The 18585-nt window shown below is 45.7% G+C and carries 16 protein-coding genes; 15 read left to right on the top strand and 1 reads right to left on the bottom strand.

Going from position 1 to position 18585, the window contains the following annotated elements; genetic code table 11:
* Window positions 1–10 precede the first annotated feature (10 nt).
* The 9 genes from OM416_RS28165 (at window position 11) to OM416_RS28125 (ending at window position 10024) form a co-directional block, all read left to right on the top strand.
* A complete protein-coding gene (locus OM416_RS28165; RefSeq protein WP_264935031.1) occupies window positions 11–403 on the top strand; it encodes a flagellar protein FlaG in 393 nt (130 codons plus the stop codon).
* Between the two features lie 13 nt (window positions 404–416).
* Window positions 417–1898, top strand: a complete 1482-nt coding sequence (fliD, locus tag OM416_RS28160) for a flagellar filament capping protein FliD (RefSeq protein WP_264935028.1) — start codon at window positions 417–419, stop codon at window positions 1896–1898.
* Window positions 1899–1922: 24 nt separating this feature from the next.
* The gene (fliS, locus tag OM416_RS28155; RefSeq protein WP_145149327.1) at window positions 1923–2306 is read left to right on the top strand and encodes a flagellar export chaperone FliS; all 384 of its coding nucleotides are present in this window, start codon (window positions 1923–1925) and stop codon (window positions 2304–2306) included.
* Window positions 2303–2662: a hypothetical protein gene (locus tag OM416_RS28150; RefSeq protein ID WP_264935025.1), complete on the top strand. Its 360-nt coding sequence runs from the start codon at window positions 2303–2305 to the stop codon at window positions 2660–2662. The genes fliS and OM416_RS28150 overlap by 4 nt, the downstream gene beginning before the upstream one ends.
* 292 nt (window positions 2663–2954) lie before the next feature.
* On the top strand, window positions 2955–3152 hold the full coding sequence (locus OM416_RS28145; protein WP_017691992.1) for a cold shock domain-containing protein: 198 nt from the start codon (window positions 2955–2957) through the stop codon (window positions 3150–3152).
* Window positions 3153–3573: 421 nt separating this feature from the next.
* Window positions 3574–4137 carry a ribosome hibernation-promoting factor, HPF/YfiA family gene (gene hpf, locus OM416_RS28140; RefSeq protein WP_047840659.1) on the top strand — a complete coding sequence of 188 codons (564 nt, stop codon included), beginning with the start codon at window positions 3574–3576 and terminating at the stop codon, window positions 4135–4137.
* A gap of 788 nt (window positions 4138–4925) precedes the next feature.
* Window positions 4926–7430: a preprotein translocase subunit SecA gene (gene secA / locus OM416_RS28135; RefSeq protein WP_264935018.1), complete on the top strand. Its 2505-nt coding sequence runs from the start codon at window positions 4926–4928 to the stop codon at window positions 7428–7430.
* A gap of 440 nt (window positions 7431–7870) precedes the next feature.
* Window positions 7871–8984 (top strand): peptide chain release factor 2 gene (gene prfB, locus OM416_RS28130; protein WP_264935015.1). Its coding sequence is split into 2 segments (ribosomal slippage): window positions 7871–7942 and window positions 7944–8984, totalling 1113 coding nucleotides; the frame shifts between segments, so codons are not numbered across the junction.
* A 131-nt stretch (window positions 8985–9115) separates the two neighbouring features.
* Entirely contained in the window at window positions 9116–10024 is a 909-nt protein-coding gene (locus tag OM416_RS28125) for a YitT family protein (protein ID WP_264935014.1), read from the top strand.
* Window positions 10025–10201: 177 nt separating this feature from the next.
* On the opposite strand, the gene cls is transcribed toward OM416_RS28125, so the two are convergent.
* Window positions 10202–11650, bottom strand: coding sequence for a cardiolipin synthase (cls, locus tag OM416_RS28120; RefSeq protein ID WP_062837020.1), 1449 nt, complete (start codon window positions 11648–11650; stop codon window positions 10202–10204).
* A 331-nt stretch (window positions 11651–11981) separates the two neighbouring features.
* On the opposite strand from cls, the gene argC reads away from it, so the two are divergent.
* The 6 genes from argC (at window position 11982) to argF (ending at window position 18349) form a co-directional block, all read left to right on the top strand.
* Complete coding sequence (argC, locus tag OM416_RS28115; protein WP_264935013.1) at window positions 11982–13031, top strand: N-acetyl-gamma-glutamyl-phosphate reductase; 1050 nt, start codon at window positions 11982–11984, stop codon at window positions 13029–13031.
* Between the two features lie 129 nt (window positions 13032–13160).
* A complete protein-coding gene (argJ, locus tag OM416_RS28110) occupies window positions 13161–14399 on the top strand; it encodes a bifunctional glutamate N-acetyltransferase/amino-acid acetyltransferase ArgJ (RefSeq protein WP_264935012.1) in 1239 nt (412 codons plus the stop codon).
* Between the two features lie 92 nt (window positions 14400–14491).
* Window positions 14492–14674, top strand: coding sequence for a hypothetical protein (locus OM416_RS28105; RefSeq protein ID WP_264935011.1), 183 nt, complete (start codon window positions 14492–14494; stop codon window positions 14672–14674).
* A gap of 44 nt (window positions 14675–14718) precedes the next feature.
* Window positions 14719–15558, top strand: a complete 840-nt coding sequence (gene argB, locus OM416_RS28100; protein WP_264935010.1) for an acetylglutamate kinase — start codon at window positions 14719–14721, stop codon at window positions 15556–15558.
* A gap of 371 nt (window positions 15559–15929) precedes the next feature.
* Window positions 15930–17183, top strand: coding sequence for an aspartate aminotransferase family protein (locus OM416_RS28095; protein ID WP_264935008.1), 1254 nt, complete (start codon window positions 15930–15932; stop codon window positions 17181–17183).
* 200 nt (window positions 17184–17383) lie between these two features.
* Window positions 17384–18349, top strand: coding sequence for an ornithine carbamoyltransferase (gene argF / locus OM416_RS28090; RefSeq protein WP_264935006.1), 966 nt, complete (start codon window positions 17384–17386; stop codon window positions 18347–18349).
* The last annotated feature ends 236 nt before the right edge of the window (window positions 18350–18585 follow it).

The following is an 18585-nucleotide window of genomic DNA, read 5'->3' as shown; positions in this document are numbered from 1 at the left end:
GGGATGAACGATGAATCTACAGTTCTCACTTTCAACGAATTCAGTGAACAACAGTACTTCAAGTTCTGTAAGTCAAGTAAGTGAAGCATCAGTACATCCAAATACACAACTCATTCAAGCGGTGAGAAACGGCGTGGATATGTCTAAGCTCGAACGGCAAGGTATTAGCATTCCGTCTGGTGACGAACATCTTATTAAAGCGATCGACAAAGCTGTAAAAGCCCTTCAGGGGCCTACAACAACTTTGGAGATGAGCGTTCATGAAAAAACTCATCAAATCTTAGTGAAAGTCCTGAATAAAGAAACCGGTGAATTAATTCGCGAAATTCCGCCTGAAAAAACATTGGATTTGGTAGCGAAGATGATGGAAATTGCCGGTATCCTGATTGATGAAAAAGTATAGGAGGTTACTATAAATGAACATGAGAATTAACGGCTTCTCGGGTATGGATATTGACAGTATGGTCAAATCTCTTATGACAGTGAAGAGAGTTCCACTGGATAAGTTAAATCAACAGAAACAGATTCTAGATTGGACCAGGGATAGTTACAGACAATTAAACAGTAAAATTGTGCAGTTGAGCAACAAATTACAACAAATGGATTTGTCTGCAGCAACAAACACTCAAAAATCAACGGTCAGCGGAAATACAACAGCGGTTAGAGCCGAGGCAAATGCAGATGCGATTTCTGTAACAATGAGTGTCGAGGTGAAGACGCTTGCCAAAAAGGCCAATTTACAAAATGCAACGGAACTAACGACGGGAACACCTAGTGTAAAAGCAAGCCTAAGCACTACTTTAGTACAACTTGATAAATCAGGCTCCCCGCCAGAAAAATATGAACTTCATATTAATAATAAATCGTTGGAATTCAAAAATACAGATTCTTTATCAACCGTATTATCTCGTATTAATTCCGAAATCCCAACAGCTAACGCAAGTTATGATGAAATCAGTGGAAAGCTGACGATTACCTCAAGAGAAAATGGAAAAGAAATTTTAGGGACGGGAAGTAATGGTCAGCCTCAAACGAGTTCCTTATCGGTTATGCTAGGTTTGTCAGCGAATGCTGCGGAAAAAGGGGAAGTAAACATTACCACTTCTTCAGGTACCCGGAAATATGAAACTACTGGAGATACTTTGTTAGTGAATGGTGTGAATTTGACTCTTTTAGAAACAAACGTTAATTCACCAAGCAAGGTTACAACACAGTCCGATCCTACAAAAGCGATGGAGACAATCAAGTCTTTTGTAGATACCTACAATGAATTGTTGGGATTAATGAACACCAGATTATCAGAAGAAAAGTATCGTGATTACGCACCTTTGACCGCAGACCAAAAGAAGGATATGAAGGAAGATGACATTAAAAACTGGGAAGAGCGAGCCAAAAGTGGGCTTTTGAAGAATGATACCATTCTAAGCTCGGCCGTAGCCTCCATGAGGTCTGTCATTACAGGAAACTTGAAAGTGCTAAGTGAGGCAGGAATAACAACAGGGCAATATTATGAAAAGGGTAAGCTACAGATTGATGAAGTTAAACTTAAAAACGCGTTGGATAGTAATCCCGATAGAATCCTGAGTGCTTTTAGGGGCCCTTCTACCGACGCTAACAATCCTGCTATATTTAGTGGATTGAGAAAAGAGTTGAACTCAACTCTGGATATGTTGGTTAAAAAAGTAGGTACCTCTAAGACGGATACCGACGCAAGTATGACCCTGAAAACGGAGAGTAGTATGGGCGAACAGTTGAAAAATTATAACAAGAGGATTTCGGACTTGGATAGAAAAATGACTGTTTGGGAGACTCGATATTACAAACAGTTTGCCGCAATGGAAAAAGCTATGAGTCAATTCCAGTCACAGTCCTCTAGTTTATCAAGTTATTTTCAATAAAAATAAAAGGGGGAATAGTTTGGCATGATTACATCTCCTTATGACAAGTATAAGCAGTCTTCAGTTCAAACATCTACTCCAGGGCAACTGGTTATTATGTTGTATGATGGTGCAATTCGATTTACGAAAATGGGCTTGGAAGGAATTAAAACTAAGGATTATTCTAAAGCGAATGTGAACCTCGGTAAAGCTCAAACGATTGTTAGCGAGCTAATGTCTACGTTGAATTTATCTTATCCTGTCTCTAAAGATTTGTTCTCGCTGTACGAGTACATGAACCATTTGTTGATTCAAGCCAATATTAAAAAAGATATAAAGCATGGGGAAGAAGCTTTGGGGTATTTTCAAGAACTGCGTGAGACTTGGGTTGTAGCAAGCAAACAAGCAATGGGAGCTTCAGCTCAATGAGTAGTAGCAACAAGACTTTGATAAACAATGTTCTCAGTCAACTATCTGAGCTTACGCAGAATTTTATCAAAGATTTAGAAACTCAAGATTCTGATCATGTAGAACAATTTGTTGAAGAGCGCCAACTTATAGTGCAGCAATTGCATGCTGTTTTGGACGTTCAAGAGATGAGTGATCTGCAAAAAGAAGCGCTGAAGCAAGTTTTGGCATATGATACGATGATTGAGAAACGTATGTCCTCACTTAAAAATGAAGCGCAGGAATGGTTGCTCCAACGAAATACGGCCAAAACGCAGCGTACAGTATATGAATCAAAATATGCTTCTGAAAGCTACCTTATGGACAAACGAAAGTAGTACAAATGTATCCAATAATTATAACGAAACCCCGTACTGGCAAATACTCAGTGCGGGGTTTTTCGTGCTATCATTAATACATCATAAATAGACTTATCAACCGGCCAATTTCCTGATATATTCAAGATATACCACCTTTCAACACAATCCCCAATTAATCTACAAAAAATTCCAAGAAAACATTTACGTTTCCAATTGACAATGGATAACTTTGGATGGTATTATCTGAATTGTGGGCAGAGGTTAAGGCCGAAAGCTTCACTTCATTTGATGACGAAGGGAATGTTAGTGCATGCAAGGTAAAGTAAAATGGTTCAACGCAGAAAAAGGTTACGGTTTCATTGAGACTGAAGATGGCGGCGACGTATTCGTACATTTCTCCGCAATTCAAACCGAAGGATTCAAAACTTTGGAAGAAGGTCAATCCGTAGAATTCGACATCGTCGAAGGCGCACGTGGACCGCAAGCAGCTAACGTAATCAAATTATAATCATCCGGACAATCCGACCTACATATATGGTTAGATGGTTACCAAATTGAATTATCGCTAGCATCAGACTCCGGTACTTTCCGGGGTCTTTTTTTGTTCTAATAGATTCGAGATTTGAGGATCAGTTGAGAATCGATATTCTTATAAATCTGGTAGTTTCAAGAGATAGATTGAAGTTCATTTTACATAATAGATTGAGCAAGCTCAAAAACGGTTAAATACATCATCAAGCGCCTAATAAGACATTCCATGCAAATATACGATTATGGCTGAATATGATGAAATATCGCGAAATATGGCGTTATGCCTACGTTGGCAGATGTGGCTTGAACAGATGTCATTATTCGGTCACCGGGAGTTTTTACATGGCGCTTACATTCGTGTTATAATGAAGTGGCAAAGGAAAAAGGAGGAGTGCCCTATGAATTTAAGTATTCGAGGTCAACAAATCGAGGTTACTGATGCTTTGAAGGATTATGTCGACAAAAAGTTGAGTAGACTCGAGAAGTATTTCGATGCACCCCTTAACTCTGACGGTGCTGTCACATTGAGCACGACGAGAGGTTTGCATACGGTAGAGGTGACGATCCCTTTGAAAGGCATTGTGCTCCGCGCTGAGGATGAGAGCGACGATATGTACGCATCCATTGACTCTGTGGTGGACAAGCTGGAACGTCAGATCCGCAAACACAAAACAAAAATTAACCGTAAGTTCCGCCAGGAAGGCAGCCTGAAAACACTCTTCGTTGAAGATCCAACAGGTACTGTAGCTACAGCTGAACTGGATGCGGACACGGATGACGATGATTTGGAAGTCGTACGGACGAAACGCTTTATGTTGAAACCAATGGACGTGGAAGAGGCAATCCTCCAAATGAACATGGTTGGTCACAATTTCTTCGTATTCTCCAACATTGACAGTGAAGAAGTAAGTGTTGTTTACAAACGGAACGATGGTAAGTACGGATTGATCGAACAAGGTTAATCTTAACGTACAAGATCATCGGATCGGACTTGCATATGAATATCTAATAATAATGAATCCAGGAACTGTAGTTTCCTGGATTAGACTTAACAAGAGCTTCCATCCCTCAGGGGATGGGGCTCTTTTGTGCGTAAAGGGGCTGGGAAATGACCTTTGGAAATAAAATGGTGAAACTATTCCCTATGCTGCTGCGTCTAATAGATAATAAGAAGAATCACAATCTGTACAACTTTACCACCAGATTCGCATGATTACGAAAATATTCGTACACATGCATTCGAGAACTAGATATTGAGATTTCCATCCAAATTTACCATCAAAATTCGTTGGTAGCACCGTCTATCCTGCAAAACGAAACATGACAATCGAAGGCTTCCGCTAACGACTGTGATTTTTTGCACTAAAACTCGATTTGATATGTCTCAGAAGTTCAAAGAAGTGTGCCGTGGCGTGTTGCGGCGGCCCTTACAAACTGTTACAATTTATGCAAAGAGAATCATTGTCCTGATGAGGAATTGTCAACGAATGATCGCTAATCATAATCAATGACAGGCACAGCACCATGAACATGATTCGCAAGGCTCGGGCTTCGGCTAGTTTTCTAATAACCGGATCCGTTTGAACACCGAATCAGCTTCATGAGGAACCCTTGGCAAGCCTGGAGTTGATTCATCCATATTACTTTTTATATTGTTTGTCACCCCCGGGCAAGTGGAGCAACATCCATCCGATGGTGTCGCATGGCGGCAACAGGGGGTCTATTCTGTTTTGCACGAAAGGGGTATACCATGCTAGGACTTGTCAAAAAGATCTTCGGCGACATGAACGAACGTGATGTTAAACGTCTGATGAAGACGGTCGATGTGATCAATAAACTGGAACCACAACTTCAGGCGTTGTCTGATGAACAACTGAAAGGCAAAACGGACGAATACCGTGCTCGTATTGAAAAGGGAGAAACGACAGATGAACTTCTTCCAGAGGCATTTGCAACCGTACGTGAGGCTTCACGCCGTGTATTGGGCAAACGCCACTACGATGTACAGATGCTGGGCGGTATCGCTCTGCATGAAGGCCGTATTTCCGAGATGAAAACGGGTGAAGGTAAAACGCTGGTAGGAACACTTCCAGTATATCTGAACGCGTTGATGTCCAAAGGTGTACACGTGGTCACGGTCAATGACTATTTGGCACAGCGGGATAGCCAGGAAATGGGACAAATCTATGAATTCATGGGCATGACGGTAGGGGTTAACCTGAGCGGTATGGACCATGCTTTGAAACAACATGCATATGCATGTGATATTACGTACGGAACGAACAACGAGTTTGGTTTTGACTATCTGCGTGACAACATGGTGCTCTACAAAGAGCAAATGGTACAACGTCCATTGTTCTTCTGTATCATTGATGAAGTGGACTCCATCCTGGTCGATGAGGCGCGTACGCCACTCATTATCTCTGGACAAGCTCAGAAGTCGACGGACATGTACTACGCAGCAGATCGTTTTGTGAAACGTCTGGTTCCAGAAGAAGACTTTACGGTAGACATTAAGGTGAAATCCGTAGCGTTGACTGAGGCGGGCGTGGCAAAAGCAGAGAAAGCATTTGGTATCGAGAACTTGTATGATCATGCCAACGTTACTCTCAACCATCACATCGTACAGGGCTTGAAAGCCAACGTAATCATGCGTCGTGACGTGGATTATGTTGTCAGTGATGAGGAAGTCATGATCGTCGATGAATTCACAGGTCGTCTGATGTCTGGACGTCGTTACAGTGATGGATTGCACCAGGCGATTGAAGCCAAAGAAGGCATTGAAGTACAAAACGAGAGCATGACGCTTGCTACGATTACCTTCCAGAACTATTTCCGGATGTACCGTAAACTTGCGGGGATGACGGGTACAGCGAAAACCGAGGAAGAAGAGTTTAAAAAAATCTACGGTCTCGAAGTACTGCAAATTCCAACCAACCGTCCAAACAAACGGGACGACATGGCAGATGTTGTGTACAAGAGCATCGATGGCAAGTTCAAAGCAGTTGTAGAAGAAATCGTGGAACGTCACAGCAAGAATCAACCGATTCTGGTAGGTACAGTGTCCATCGAGAACTCTGAACGTCTGTCTGACATGCTTAAGCGCCGTGGTGTCAAACACCAGGTACTGAACGCCAAGTACCACGCGGAAGAAGCAGAGATCATCACAGGAGCTGGACAAGCGGGTGCAGTAACGATTGCAACCAACATGGCTGGACGGGGTACGGATATAATCTTGGGTGAAGGTGTAGCTGAAGTAGGTGGCCTTCATATCATCGGTACAGAGCGTCACGAATCACGCCGGATTGATAATCAGCTGCGTGGTCGTGCGGGACGCCAAGGTGACCCGGGTTCTACACAATTCTACCTGTCACTGGGTGATGAATTGATGAGACGTTTCGGTGCAGACAATGTACTGAACATGATGGAGCGTCTTGGTTTTGAAGAAGACCAACCGATCGAGAGCCGGATGATTACCCGTGCAGTAGAATCAGCGCAGAAGCGTGTTGAAGGTAATAACTTTGACGTGCGTAAAGTCGTTCTCCAATATGATGATGTAATGAACCAACAACGTGAAATTATATATAAACAGCGCCGCGAGGTACTGGAGTCCGAAAACATCAAACAGATAGTTATGGATATGATCAAACCTTCCATTGAACGTATCGTTGAAGCACATTGTGGCGACGATATTCCGGAAAACTGGGAGCTGCAGGAAGTTGCCGATTACATGAACAGCAAATTGCTGGATGATGGTTCAGTAACGAAAGATGACCTGTGGGGCAAGGAAGCAGAAGAGATTATCGAATACCTGTTTACGAAAGTTCAGAACAAGTACAATGCACGTGAAGAGCGAATTGGCGAAGAGATGGTTCGTGAGTTCGAGAAAGTGGTTGTGCTCCGTGCAGTAGACAGCAAGTGGATGGATCATATTGATGCAATGGATCAATTGCGTCAAGGTATCCACCTTCGCGCCTACGGCGGTACAGATCCACTGCGTGAGTACCAGTTCGAAGGCTTCGAGATGTTCCATCAGATGATCGCTTCGATTCAGGAAGAAGTAGCGACTTACGTTATGAGAGCACAGATCGAGAGCAATCAGGAGCGTCAAGCGGTTGTTGAGGAAAGTCAGATCTCGACAAGCGGTGAGCCTGCTGAGAAACGTCCAGTGAAGGTTTCTGACCAAATCGGACGTAACGATCCATGCCCATGCGGTAGTGGCAAGAAGTTCAAACACTGTCACGGTCAAGAGTAGAGCGATGGTTTTTTTATACACTTTAGTGTAATAAGTTGAACCTCGATTTTACACCATAACGGAGAGTGCAGAAGCAATCTGAAGAAGCGGAGCGTTCGCCTTTATCCCCGGATTTTTCCCTTGTAAGAGGGAATCAAGAAAATCTGGGGATAAGAGCAATCGGAAGATGCTGCTGTAATCGGAGTAACAGGTGTAACATGAACTAGGTGAACTTATATAGCATGACATGAACGGCTCCTCGCAGCCGGGTATTCCATAGGATGAAGTGAAGGATGCAAAACTGATTAATGGTGCATAGTTATAATCATATGACCATGATCACGGGAAAGAGATATACTGATATATCAGTGATCTCAACACCAGGTTGGCGCATCTGATGCTTGGTCTGGAGGAATGCCCTGGATGCGGGGAGCTTATCTTAATGAAAAGAGGAATTGCACATGATCGATCCAAACGTGAAGCATGACCTGCGTGAAATAGGTAAGAAACTAACAAACCTTAGGGGGTCTCTTTGACTTAGATCTGAAGCAAGAGATGATCGGCAACTTCGAAGTGAAGATGTCTGCTCCAGATTTCTGGGACGATAGTGACAAGGCACAATCCGTAATCGCTGAGCTAAATGCGGTGAAGGGATCTGTGGATCAATACACCAGACTTCAGCAGGACTATGATGATGCGGTGATGATGATCGAGCTGGCGGACGAAGAAGGCGATGAAGACCTCGCTACCGAGATTGGTAACAGTATTACAGCGATCGTCAATAAGGTCGCAGACTTCGAACTTCAACTGCTCCTGAATCAGCCGTACGACAAGATGAATGCGATTCTGGAGCTTCACCCGGGTGCGGGTGGTACCGAGTCCCAAGATTGGGGACAGATGCTGCTCCGGATGTACACTCGTTGGTCCGAGAAGCGTGGATTCAAGGTTGAGGTGCTGGATTATCTGCCAGGTGATGAGGCGGGGATCAAGAGTGTTACGTTGTCGATCAAGGGACATAACGCTTATGGTTATCTGAAAGCTGAGAAGGGTGTACACCGACTGGTGCGGATCTCTCCTTTTGACTCATCGGGCCGTAGACATACGTCCTTCGTATCCTGTGATGTGGTACCGGAGATTGATGATACGATTGAATTGGACATCCGTACAGAGGATCTCAAGATCGATACGTACCGGGCAAGTGGCGCGGGTGGACAGCATATCAATACCACCGACTCTGCTGTACGGATTACTCACTTACCAACAGGTGTGGTTGTAACGTGTCAGAATGAACGTTCACAGATTAAGAACCGTGAGCGAGCGATGACGATGCTTCGTTCGAAATTGTATGAGCGTAAAATTGAAGAGCAAAAACAACAGCTGGATGAAATCCGAGGAGATCAGTCGGATATTTCATGGGGTAGCCAGATTCGCTCCTATGTGTTCCATCCCTATAGTATGGTAAAGGATCACCGTACAAGCGTAGAGACTGGAAATACAGGGGCAGTAATGGACGGCGACCTCGATGCATTCATCGATGGTTATTTGCGTAGCCAGATTAAAGTAGAAACCGATTAAACTAAGTTCCTGTATGGACCCATACGTGTAGGCGTATGCTGGTGTGTACAGGAGCTTTTTTTGAATAATTTTATAGGATAGAAAAAATGAGCGAACAACTGATCAGTCACAACAAAGGAGAGCACGAGAACATGCAACAACGATCACAACTTCACAATAATCGCAAAAAGAGGATAACTAGCCTCATTCCACTCAATGGTCCATGGAGAAACGTCGTGGACACGGTATCTATCATCTTAGGTTCGTTTTTAATTGCAGTGGCCTTTAATTTATTTTTATTACCGAATCAGATCGCTTCGGGTGGGGTGTCCGGGTTATCAATTCTGGGCAAGGAATGGCTTAATTGGGAGCCGGCATATACCCAATGGGCGATTAACATCCCACTTCTGATCGCGGGTTTTCTGCTTATTGGTAAGCAGTATGGTATTCGTTCAGTCTTGGGCAGTATTGTCCTGCCACTGTTAGTCTATCTTACAAAGGATTGGGCAATTCCAACAACGAATCCACTCCTTGGTTCACTGTATGGTGGAATAGGCGTTGGTCTCGGGATCGGAATTGTATACCGGGGTAGAGGATCAACAGGTGGCATGAGCATTCTCGCCAGGATCGTGCAGAAGTACAGTGGCCTGAGTTACTCCCTCTGTGTTGTTATTATGGATGCTACCGTTATTATCATGGCTGCTTTTGTATTGTCATTGGAGCAGTCCCTCTATGCGCTGATTGGGTTGTATGTTACCGGTAAAGTGATCGATGCCGTTGAGATGGGGCTGGGCTTCTCCAAGGTGGCATATATTATCTCCAACCAGACGGAAGCGATTAGCAAAGTGATTCTGGATGATTTGGATCGCGGATTAACGAAGCTGGAAGCCAAAGGTGGTTACACCGATGATCAACGAACGGTACTGATGGTCGTGGTTGGGCAAAATGAGGTGCCGAGACTCAAAGCGTTGATTCGGTCTGTGGACCCTGGAGCTTTTGTCATTATCAGTAACGCGCACGAAGTGCTCGGTGAAGGCTTTAAACGGGGAGAACATGTGTGAACGGGTGTAAAATATAGCGAGTGAGCCATATAGGCACATTAGTTTTGAATTTCAAAAAAAAGCAGGTACATCCTTCTCTGAGATGACGGAGAGGGATGTACCTGCTTTTCTTTTATTAAAAGTTCAACCAACCATCTGCAGGAGAACGGAGCCGATTCGGTCATCGGAGTGCCACCACTACAGAATGGGAGATAGCAGACGTGAAATGGCTTCTTTGAAGCGAATGATCAGACTGCGTTTTTGGTATTCATCGAGCGTCATCTCCCGAGATACGTGCAAGTCGTGCTCAAAGGTTTGTACGAGTGCTGTGGCAATTGTTTCATCATACATAAAAGCATTAACCTCAAAGTTCAACCGGAAACTGCGGTAGTCAATATTGGCGGTTCCCACGGATGCAACCAAACTGTCAATGATAAGAGTCTTGGCGTGAATGAAGCCATTATCATATATAAATACTTTGGCGCCAACCTTCAGCAACTCACCGATATAAGATAACGTAGCCCAATATACGAAAGCATGGTCGGGCTTATTTGGAATCATAATACGAACATCAATGCCGGACAGACACGCGAGACGAATAGCTTCGAATACACTGGCATCCGGGATAAAATAAGGCGTTTGAATCAGAATCGATTGTTTGGCCCCGTTAATCATCTTGAGATAACTGTTCTTAATATGCTCAGTCTCTGCATCCGGTCCACTGGAGACAATCTGCATGGCAATCTTTCCTGTACCCTCGATATGAGGGAAATGCGCCGGAACATAAGGTGTGTCGTGTTGTTTGGACGCTTCATTCCAATCCAGAAGGAAACGGGTCTGCAGCGCATGAACGGCATTTCCCTGAATACGCAGATGTGTGTCCCGCCAATAACCGAACTTCGAGTTTAAGCCGAGATACTCATCTCCAACATTGAACCCGCCCGTGTATCCAAGGTTACCATCGATGATGACAATCTTCCGGTGGTTCCGGTAGTTCATACGTAAGTTGATCAGACTGAATTTGGAGGGGAAAAAGACTTCAACCAAACCGCCTGCTTCGCGCAATTCTTTGAAAAAGCGTTTTGATACCCGCCGCGATCCGAGCGCGTCATACAGTAAACGGACTTTAATGCCTTCCCGCGCTTTGCGGATAAGTGCATCCCGGATTCTTTTACCCAGACGGTCGCCTCTATAAATGTAATATTGCACGTGCACGTGATCCTTAGCCGCTTCGATGTCGTCCAAGAGTCGCTGGAACTTGTCTGTTCCGTCCGTAATGATCTCAACCGCATTGTCCTCTGTCAGCAGAGCGCCGTTCTGCTTCAGGTTCATATAAATCATGTCCTGACTACTCTCGGTTGCTTGGTTGCGGAAAGGGGTGCGGTTATCGTGCAACTGCGTGAGCTGAGCTTCAATACGTTCCTCCAGCCCGAGCTTCTTACGTTCTTTCCATTGGAAAAGCCGGTATCGGGTCAGGTTCTGACCGGTTAAAAGATAAAGTAAAAACCCGAAGACCGGAATAAAGTTCAAGACGAGCAGCCAAGCCCAGGAAGCGCTGGCATCCTTTCGTTCAAAGAAGACGACTGCTGCCGCAAAAATAATATTCAGGCCCAGGAGCACAATAAGTAAAATGGATTCGATATGCACTATAGTCCCCCACGTCTCATAATGACCATCATGAATCTATTCATATGTCCTTGATTAGCAGGTTAGTTATGAATGAGACCCTGATTGTAATGTTTCCTACTAATACGTATTTTAACAGAAGTATATCTATTCGTCCCGGATGAGAAAAAAAGATATGTTCGGATTGGGAGGAAATCCATGTGAAATTGATGATAGAGTGTTGTATTTATATAACCAGAGTCGTATAATAATACACAAATATGCATATAAGCGACGGAATTGCTGTGTTCAGGCCTCATTAGGGCCAGGGCATAGCACAAGTAGCGCATACATCGAGATTGGGGGAGCGAGAGTGAATAACAAATTAAAAGTAGCAATCGTCGGTTCCACCGGCTACGGCGGGGTGGAGCTGATTCGATTTTTCCAGAACCATCCGTTGGTTGAGATCACATCAGTGATCTCATCATCGAGCAGTGGTGAGTCCATTGCAGATGGATTCCCGCATTTGACGGACGTGATTCGCAGGCCACTCGACGGTGTAGATGCGGCTGAAATTGCGATTCGTGCAGATCTGGTATTCACAGCGACCCCGTCTGGCGTAAGTGCGAAGCTCGTACCAAGCCTGCTGGCAGCAGGGCTTAAGGTCATTGATCTGTCTGGCGATTTCAGACTCAAGGATGGAGCGGTGTACGAAGAGTGGTACAAACATCCGGCGCCTCCAGCGGATTTGCTGGAACAAGCGGTATATGGCATGGCTGAGGTGTATGGCGAAGAAGTGAAGGGACAGAATTTTATATCCAACCCGGGCTGTTATCCAACGGCTACTCTTCTCGGATTGATTCCTGCAGTAGAGGCAGGCTGGATTGATCCTTCTACTATTATTATTGATGCCAAATCAGGTGTTTCCGGAGCGGGACGAGGAACAAGTCTGACAAACCATTATGCAGAGATGAATGAGAATTTCAAAGCCTATAAACTCAACAGACACCAACATATTCCTGAGATCGAGCAAGTGCTTGGTGATATAACAGGAACGCCTGTTACGGTTACCTTTACAACACAGCTAGTGCCAATGACACGTGGAATCATGAGTACGATGTATGCAAGCCTCGTTGGGGAACACAGTGATCGGGAGATCGTGGATTTGTATCGCAAATATTATGAAAACAAACCTTTCGTACGTGTACGTGAACCGGGCATCTGGCCTTCTACCAAAGAAGTGTACGGATCCAACTATTGTGATATCGGATTTGCGGTGGATCCTCGCACAGGGCGTTTGACGATTATTTCGGTCATCGACAACCTGGTGAAGGGTGCGTCCGGGCAAGCGATTCAAAATATGAACCTGATGATGGGATGGGAGGAGAACCTCGGGCTGAACATGACACCTGTATATCCATAAGAGATGGAATTCAAGAGGAGCATTGGAACATTGTCTGTAAGAGTGCATTCTCGGAGTCACTTAGGGAGAACGGATCAGGTTAAGCAGGCGATCATCAGCATATAGCTGAACGCATACGGGGGATATGATATGGGAACGAATGTGGAGCAACAAAGTTTTACCGTGGTTGAGAACGGAACAATTGTAACCCCTGGGGGATTCACGGCTGGTGGACTTCACTGTGGATTGAAAAAAACATCTCGCAATGACATCGGAGCGATCCGTTGTGATGTACCAGCTACAGCTGCTGCTGTATACACGACGAACGTGTTTCAAGCCGCACCACTCAAAGTTACGCGCGAAAGCTTGAGCAATGGACGCCTTCAGGCTGTCATCGTCAACAGTGGTAACGCCAATGCATGTACGGGACAACAAGGGGAAGAAGATGCTTATGCAATGCGTTCAGCCGCTGCGCGTGAGTTGGGTGTGGCAGAAGAGGACGTCGCTGTGGCATCCACAGGTGTCATTGGGGAATTGCTCAAAATGGATGCTGTACATTCAGGAATCACTGGACTTCCGGCGCATCTGGGCAAGGAGTCGAATGAGGCGGAACAATTTTCACAAGCGATTCTGACAACGGATTTGGTGAAAAAGGAAGCCTGCGTCTCCGTTATGGTTAACGGCAAGACGGTAACAATTGCAGGTGCCGCCAAAGGCTCGGGTATGATTCATCCGAATATGGCGACAATGCTCGCTTTTATGACCTCTGACGCGGTCATTGGTGCAGAAGCGTTGCAGCGCCTGCTACGCCAGGCAACGAATCATACATTCAACATGATTACCGTCGATGGGGATACAAGTACGAACGACATGTTGGTAGCTATGTCCAATGGATATGCAGGCAATGAAGAGCTGACGATGGAGCACCCGGATTGGGACGCTTTTGCAGCCGGCTTCACCTATGTATGCCAAGTGCTGGCGAAAGCCATCGCTCGTGATGGTGAAGGAGCAACCAAACTGGTTGAGGTAGAAGTTACAGGTGCGGTAAGTGATGAATCCGCGCAAGCAATCGCCAAAACTGTCATTGGTTCCAGTCTGGTGAAATCCGCCATGTTCGGTGCTGACGCCAACTGGGGACGGATTATCGCAGCCGTAGGGCGTGCAGGACAACCGGTGAACCCGGATACGGTGGATATTCGTTTGGGAGAGATCTCGGTACTCGCACAGTCCCGTCCAGTCGTGTTTGACGAAGAAGCGGCATTGGCTTATTTGCAGACTGATACAGTTCGCATTGTGGTGGATCTGCACCACGGCGAAGGAACGGCTACAGCCTGGGGCTGTGACCTGACGTATGACTACGTCCGAATTAACGCAGCATACCGCACGTAATAAGACTTAGCATTTATTCTATTGAAGTAACAGCTTCCCTATGAGAAGCTGTTTGGTAAATATTTAGAAAATATATAAGGATTGAACTTTATTTGGTCTTTGAGATAACTGGCGAAGGCAGTGGAGGAGACGGAATCGATTCTGTAGAAGCGAAGCGTTCGCCTTTGTCTCCGGGTTTCCCCTTTAAAAAGGGAATCAAAAAACCTGGAGACAACAGCGATCAAAAGAACGATCCGGATTCGGAACGGTCAGCCAACGAATATCGCATCAATTAAGTGTTAAGCCTTTTAGAATATTTGAACGAAAGGAGCTTGCCCTCATGAATTCAACAATGCCAAACGAGAGTACCGCAACGGAAGCGAGCACAGAGAAACAGATGTTTGTCATGAAATGTGGAGGCAGCACGCTGGCAGCATTGCCCGAGTCTTTCTTTGCGGATCTGCGTGATTTGCAGTCTCAGGGCACGCAACCCGTAATCGTGCATGGTGGGGGTCCTGCCATCTCGGATAACCTGGCGAAGCTCGGTATCGAAACCGAATTCGTTAACGGCCTGCGCAAAACGACTGAACCTGTGCTCGACGTAGTGGAGATGGTGCTTGCGGGCAGTATCAATAAACAGATCGTACGTCTGATTCAACGTGTTGGCGGTCGGGCTCTAGGCTTATCTGGCGTGGACGGTGGTCTGATCCAGGCTAAACCTGTTACAAACCACGCAGAGATCGGTTGGGTAGGCGATGTCACTAGCGTAAATGCAGAGATTATCCAAGGCATTGTGAACATGGGTTACATGCCAGTTATCGCACCAGTTGGTGTAGATGCAACCGGACAACGTTACAACATCAACGCAGATACAGCTGCGGGTGCAGTAGCGTCTCATCTCGGCGTGAGTCGGATGATTGTCGTGACCGACGTTCCAGGCATCATGAAGAACGTAGGCGGCGAGAAAAAAGTACTGCCATCCGTATCTGTACAAGAGATTGAGGACATGATCCAGACCGGAGAAATCTATGGCGGTATGATTCCCAAAGTGCGTGCAGCAATCGCATGTATTCATGGTCAAGTGCGTGAGGTCGTCATCGTAGACGGCAGCGAACCCCAGATCCTGAGCCGAGTGCTCGGTGGAGAAATCATCGGAACAAGAATCATCCGTATGCAGTAATTTGCTCTCAGTGTGCTAGGGTCTTAATAGTCTTATATTAAATAAAAAAATATGTGCACGGCTTTTTTATATAAGAAATCTAATATTACACTGACAATAACGTAGGGTGCAGAACCAATCTGAAGAATAAAAATGCATAACGGAGAGGACAGAAATAACCTGAAGAAGCGGAGCGTGCGCCTTTATCCCCGGATTTTCCCCATTGAAGGGGAATAAAAAAAATCCAGGGATAACAGCGATCGGAAGGTTGTTCTGTCATCGAAGTGGAGTATGCATACGTTCGGAAGATGGTTCCGCAATCGGAGTGATCTAGTGTAAATAAGAGCTCTTATATAATTGCCGTTGTACCAACCAATAGGAGTGATATGGTCATGGCAAAAGGCAACGAACAGCCAGGTTCTGGCACAGCGGTAGCGGGCGCAACAGCAACAGGTGCAACGGCACAGACGGAAAGCTCGCTTTTCCAAACGTATGCGCGTTATCCAATCAGTCTGGTCAAAGGGAAAGGCAGCTGGTTGTGGGATGATCAGGGTAATCGTTATCTCGATTTCATGTGCGGACTCGCTGTAACTAGCCTGGGCCATGCACCGGAGAAAGTTGGAGCCAAGCTGAAAGCTCAGATTGATGAGCTGTGGCATGTGTCCAACCTTTTCCAGATTCCAGGACAGGAGAAAGCAGCAGCATTGCTGACAGCCAATACATGCGCTGACGCAGTGTTCTTCTGTAACAGTGGTGCCGAAGCGAACGAAGCAGCTATTAAAGTCGCACGTCGTTATCATCAGAAGGTGAAAGGCGCAGATCGCTATGAAGTGATTACCTTTGCCCAGTCCTTCCATGGACGGACGCTCGCAACGCTGACAGCAACTGGACAGGATAAGGTGAAAGAAGGATTTTTACCATTGCCAGCCGGATTTGTAACCGTACCTTTGCATAATATTCCTGCACTTGAAGCGGCAATTGGACCCAACACAGCAGCTATTATGCTGGAAATGGTTCAGGCCGAAGGTGGTGTATATCCAGTTGAACCGGAATTCGTCAAACATGTACGGAAACTGTGTGACGAGAATGGGTTGCTGCTCATTGTCGATGAAGTACAAACGGGAATGGGGCGTACAGGCAAACTGTTTGCGCACGAACATTATGGTATTGAGCCAGACGTGTTCACCGTTGCCAAAGGTATCGGTAGTGGTTTCCCTGTAGGTGCGATGTTGGGTAAAGGTTTCCTGCGGGATGCGTTCACGCCAGGTAGCCATGCGACAACATTTGGCGGAACACCACTTGCTTCATCCGTTGTGATTGCAACAATCGAAACGATGCTGGAAGATCGTTTGCCAGAGCGTGCAGCAGAGATGGGTGAATACCTGATGAGCTCCCTGCGGAATCGTTTGGCCGGCAATTCCTTTGTGAAGGAAGTACGTGGTTTGGGATTGTTGGTCGGTATTGAATGTGCTGAGCCGGTAGGCGATATTGTGCTTGCTGGGCAAAAACGCGGTATCTTGTTCGTCTCTGCAGGACCGAATGTAATTCGTTTGCTTCCGAACCTGTATGTGAGCAAAGAAGAGATCGACGAGGCAGTATCCCTAGTAGCGACATTGATCGAAGAGCACGTAGCGGCGAAAGCCTAATATAAAAATAGAGAACCTTTCTGTATCGGGGCCATTACCGGCCTCGAAGCAGAACGAGATGATGAATCCCTGTAGCCGCGCGGTGAGCTTGCAGAAGGTGGGAATGGATAAACTCGAGAAGCATCCAGACAAAGTGTTAACGTTGCTCTCTCTTCTGCCCATGCGGGTGCAGGGAACCGGAAATAAGGAGGACATTATAGATGACAGCACAACAGACTGAAAAGGTTCAAAAGATTGATCTGAGAGGCCGTGATTTTATCGAGTTCACGGACTATACGGCCGAGGAGATTCGTTATCTGCTTGATCTCGCGATCGAAATTAAAGGCAAGCAAAAAAGCGGTTTACCTTTTCAACCGTTGAAAGGCAAAACGATCGGACTTATTTTTGAAAAATCATCCACACGTACGCGTGTATCCTTTGAAGTGGGCATGTTCCAATTGGGTGGACACGCGCTCTTCCTGAGCAAAAATGATATCCAGTTAGGTCGCGGTGAAACAACACATGATACAGCCAAAGTATTGTCCCGTTACCTGGATGGCATCATGATCCGTACCTTTGGACACCATAATGTAACTGAACTGGCAGAGCATGCGGATGTTCCAGTCATTAACGGCCTGAGCGATGCAGCACATCCTTGCCAGGTACTGGCAGACTTCCAAACGGTGCTGGAGCACAAAGGCAAGTTGGCAGGTCTGAAAATGGCCTACATCGGAGATGGCAACAATATGGCGCACTCCCTGATGCTCGGTGCAGCGAAGATGGGGATGCATGTTGCTGTAGCAACGCCAGAAGGCTATGAGCCGGATAGCGCAGTTGTGGAGCAGGCACGCATTATCGCACAGGAGAGCGGTTCTGAAGTGACTGTAACTTACAGTGCACAAGAAGCAGCCAAAGATGCAGATATCGTGTATACGGATGTATGGGCGAGCATGGGCTTTGAGGAAGAGCAGAAGATTCGTGAGCAGGCATTTGCCGCATATCAAGTGGACGAGGAACTGATGAAAGGCGCGAAGCCGGACTACATGTTCTTGCATTGTCTGCCAGCACATCGCGGCGAAGAAGTGAGTGCCGGTGTAATTGATGGACCGAACTCCCTGATCTTTGATCAGGCGGAGAATCGCTTGCATGCACAGAAAGCATTAATGGCTGCGTTAATGAGCGAATAGATGCTGTTTGCCTTTATGGGTTGATTTTAGGCGCAGATTTCGCGATGATAGATTCATCTATAATGTATTTTAAAAAGTTAATTAAACAAGAAGCGTACACAAAAACGGAGAGACAGAAAAAGCCTGAAGAAGCGAAGCGTTCGCCTTTATAACCTAATTTTCTCCTTTTAAAAGGAATTCAAGAAAATTAGGGGATAACAGCGATCAAAAGGTTTTCTGTTGTCGTAGTGATCAGT

This window comes from Paenibacillus sp. LS1 (assembly GCF_026013365.1).
Lineage (GTDB): Bacteria > Bacillota > Bacilli > Paenibacillales > Paenibacillaceae > Paenibacillus.
This window is presented reverse-complemented; position numbering and strand designations above follow the sequence as displayed.

Bases quoted from the DNA above. Each gene is read 5' to 3' on its own strand.
- OM416_RS28165 (WP_264935031.1), top strand. From the start codon at position 11: ATGAATCTACAGTTCTCACTTTCAACGAATTCAGTGAACAACAGTACT.
- fliD (WP_264935028.1), top strand. From the start codon at position 417: ATGAACATGAGAATTAACGGCTTCTCGGGTATGGATATTGACAGTATG.
- fliS (WP_145149327.1), top strand. From the start codon at position 1,923: ATGATTACATCTCCTTATGACAAGTATAAGCAGTCTTCAGTTCAAACA.
- OM416_RS28150 (WP_264935025.1), top strand. From the start codon at position 2,303: ATGAGTAGTAGCAACAAGACTTTGATAAACAATGTTCTCAGTCAACTA.
- OM416_RS28145 (WP_017691992.1), top strand. From the start codon at position 2,955: ATGCAAGGTAAAGTAAAATGGTTCAACGCAGAAAAAGGTTACGGTTTC.
- hpf (WP_047840659.1), top strand. From the start codon at position 3,574: ATGAATTTAAGTATTCGAGGTCAACAAATCGAGGTTACTGATGCTTTG.
- secA (WP_264935018.1), top strand. From the start codon at position 4,926: ATGCTAGGACTTGTCAAAAAGATCTTCGGCGACATGAACGAACGTGAT.
- OM416_RS28125 (WP_264935014.1), top strand. From the start codon at position 9,116: ATGCAACAACGATCACAACTTCACAATAATCGCAAAAAGAGGATAACT.
- argJ (WP_264935012.1), top strand. From the start codon at position 13,161: ATGGGAACGAATGTGGAGCAACAAAGTTTTACCGTGGTTGAGAACGGA.
- argB (WP_264935010.1), top strand. From the start codon at position 14,719: ATGAATTCAACAATGCCAAACGAGAGTACCGCAACGGAAGCGAGCACA.
- OM416_RS28095 (WP_264935008.1), top strand. From the start codon at position 15,930: ATGGCAAAAGGCAACGAACAGCCAGGTTCTGGCACAGCGGTAGCGGGC.
- argF (WP_264935006.1), top strand. From the start codon at position 17,384: ATGACAGCACAACAGACTGAAAAGGTTCAAAAGATTGATCTGAGAGGC.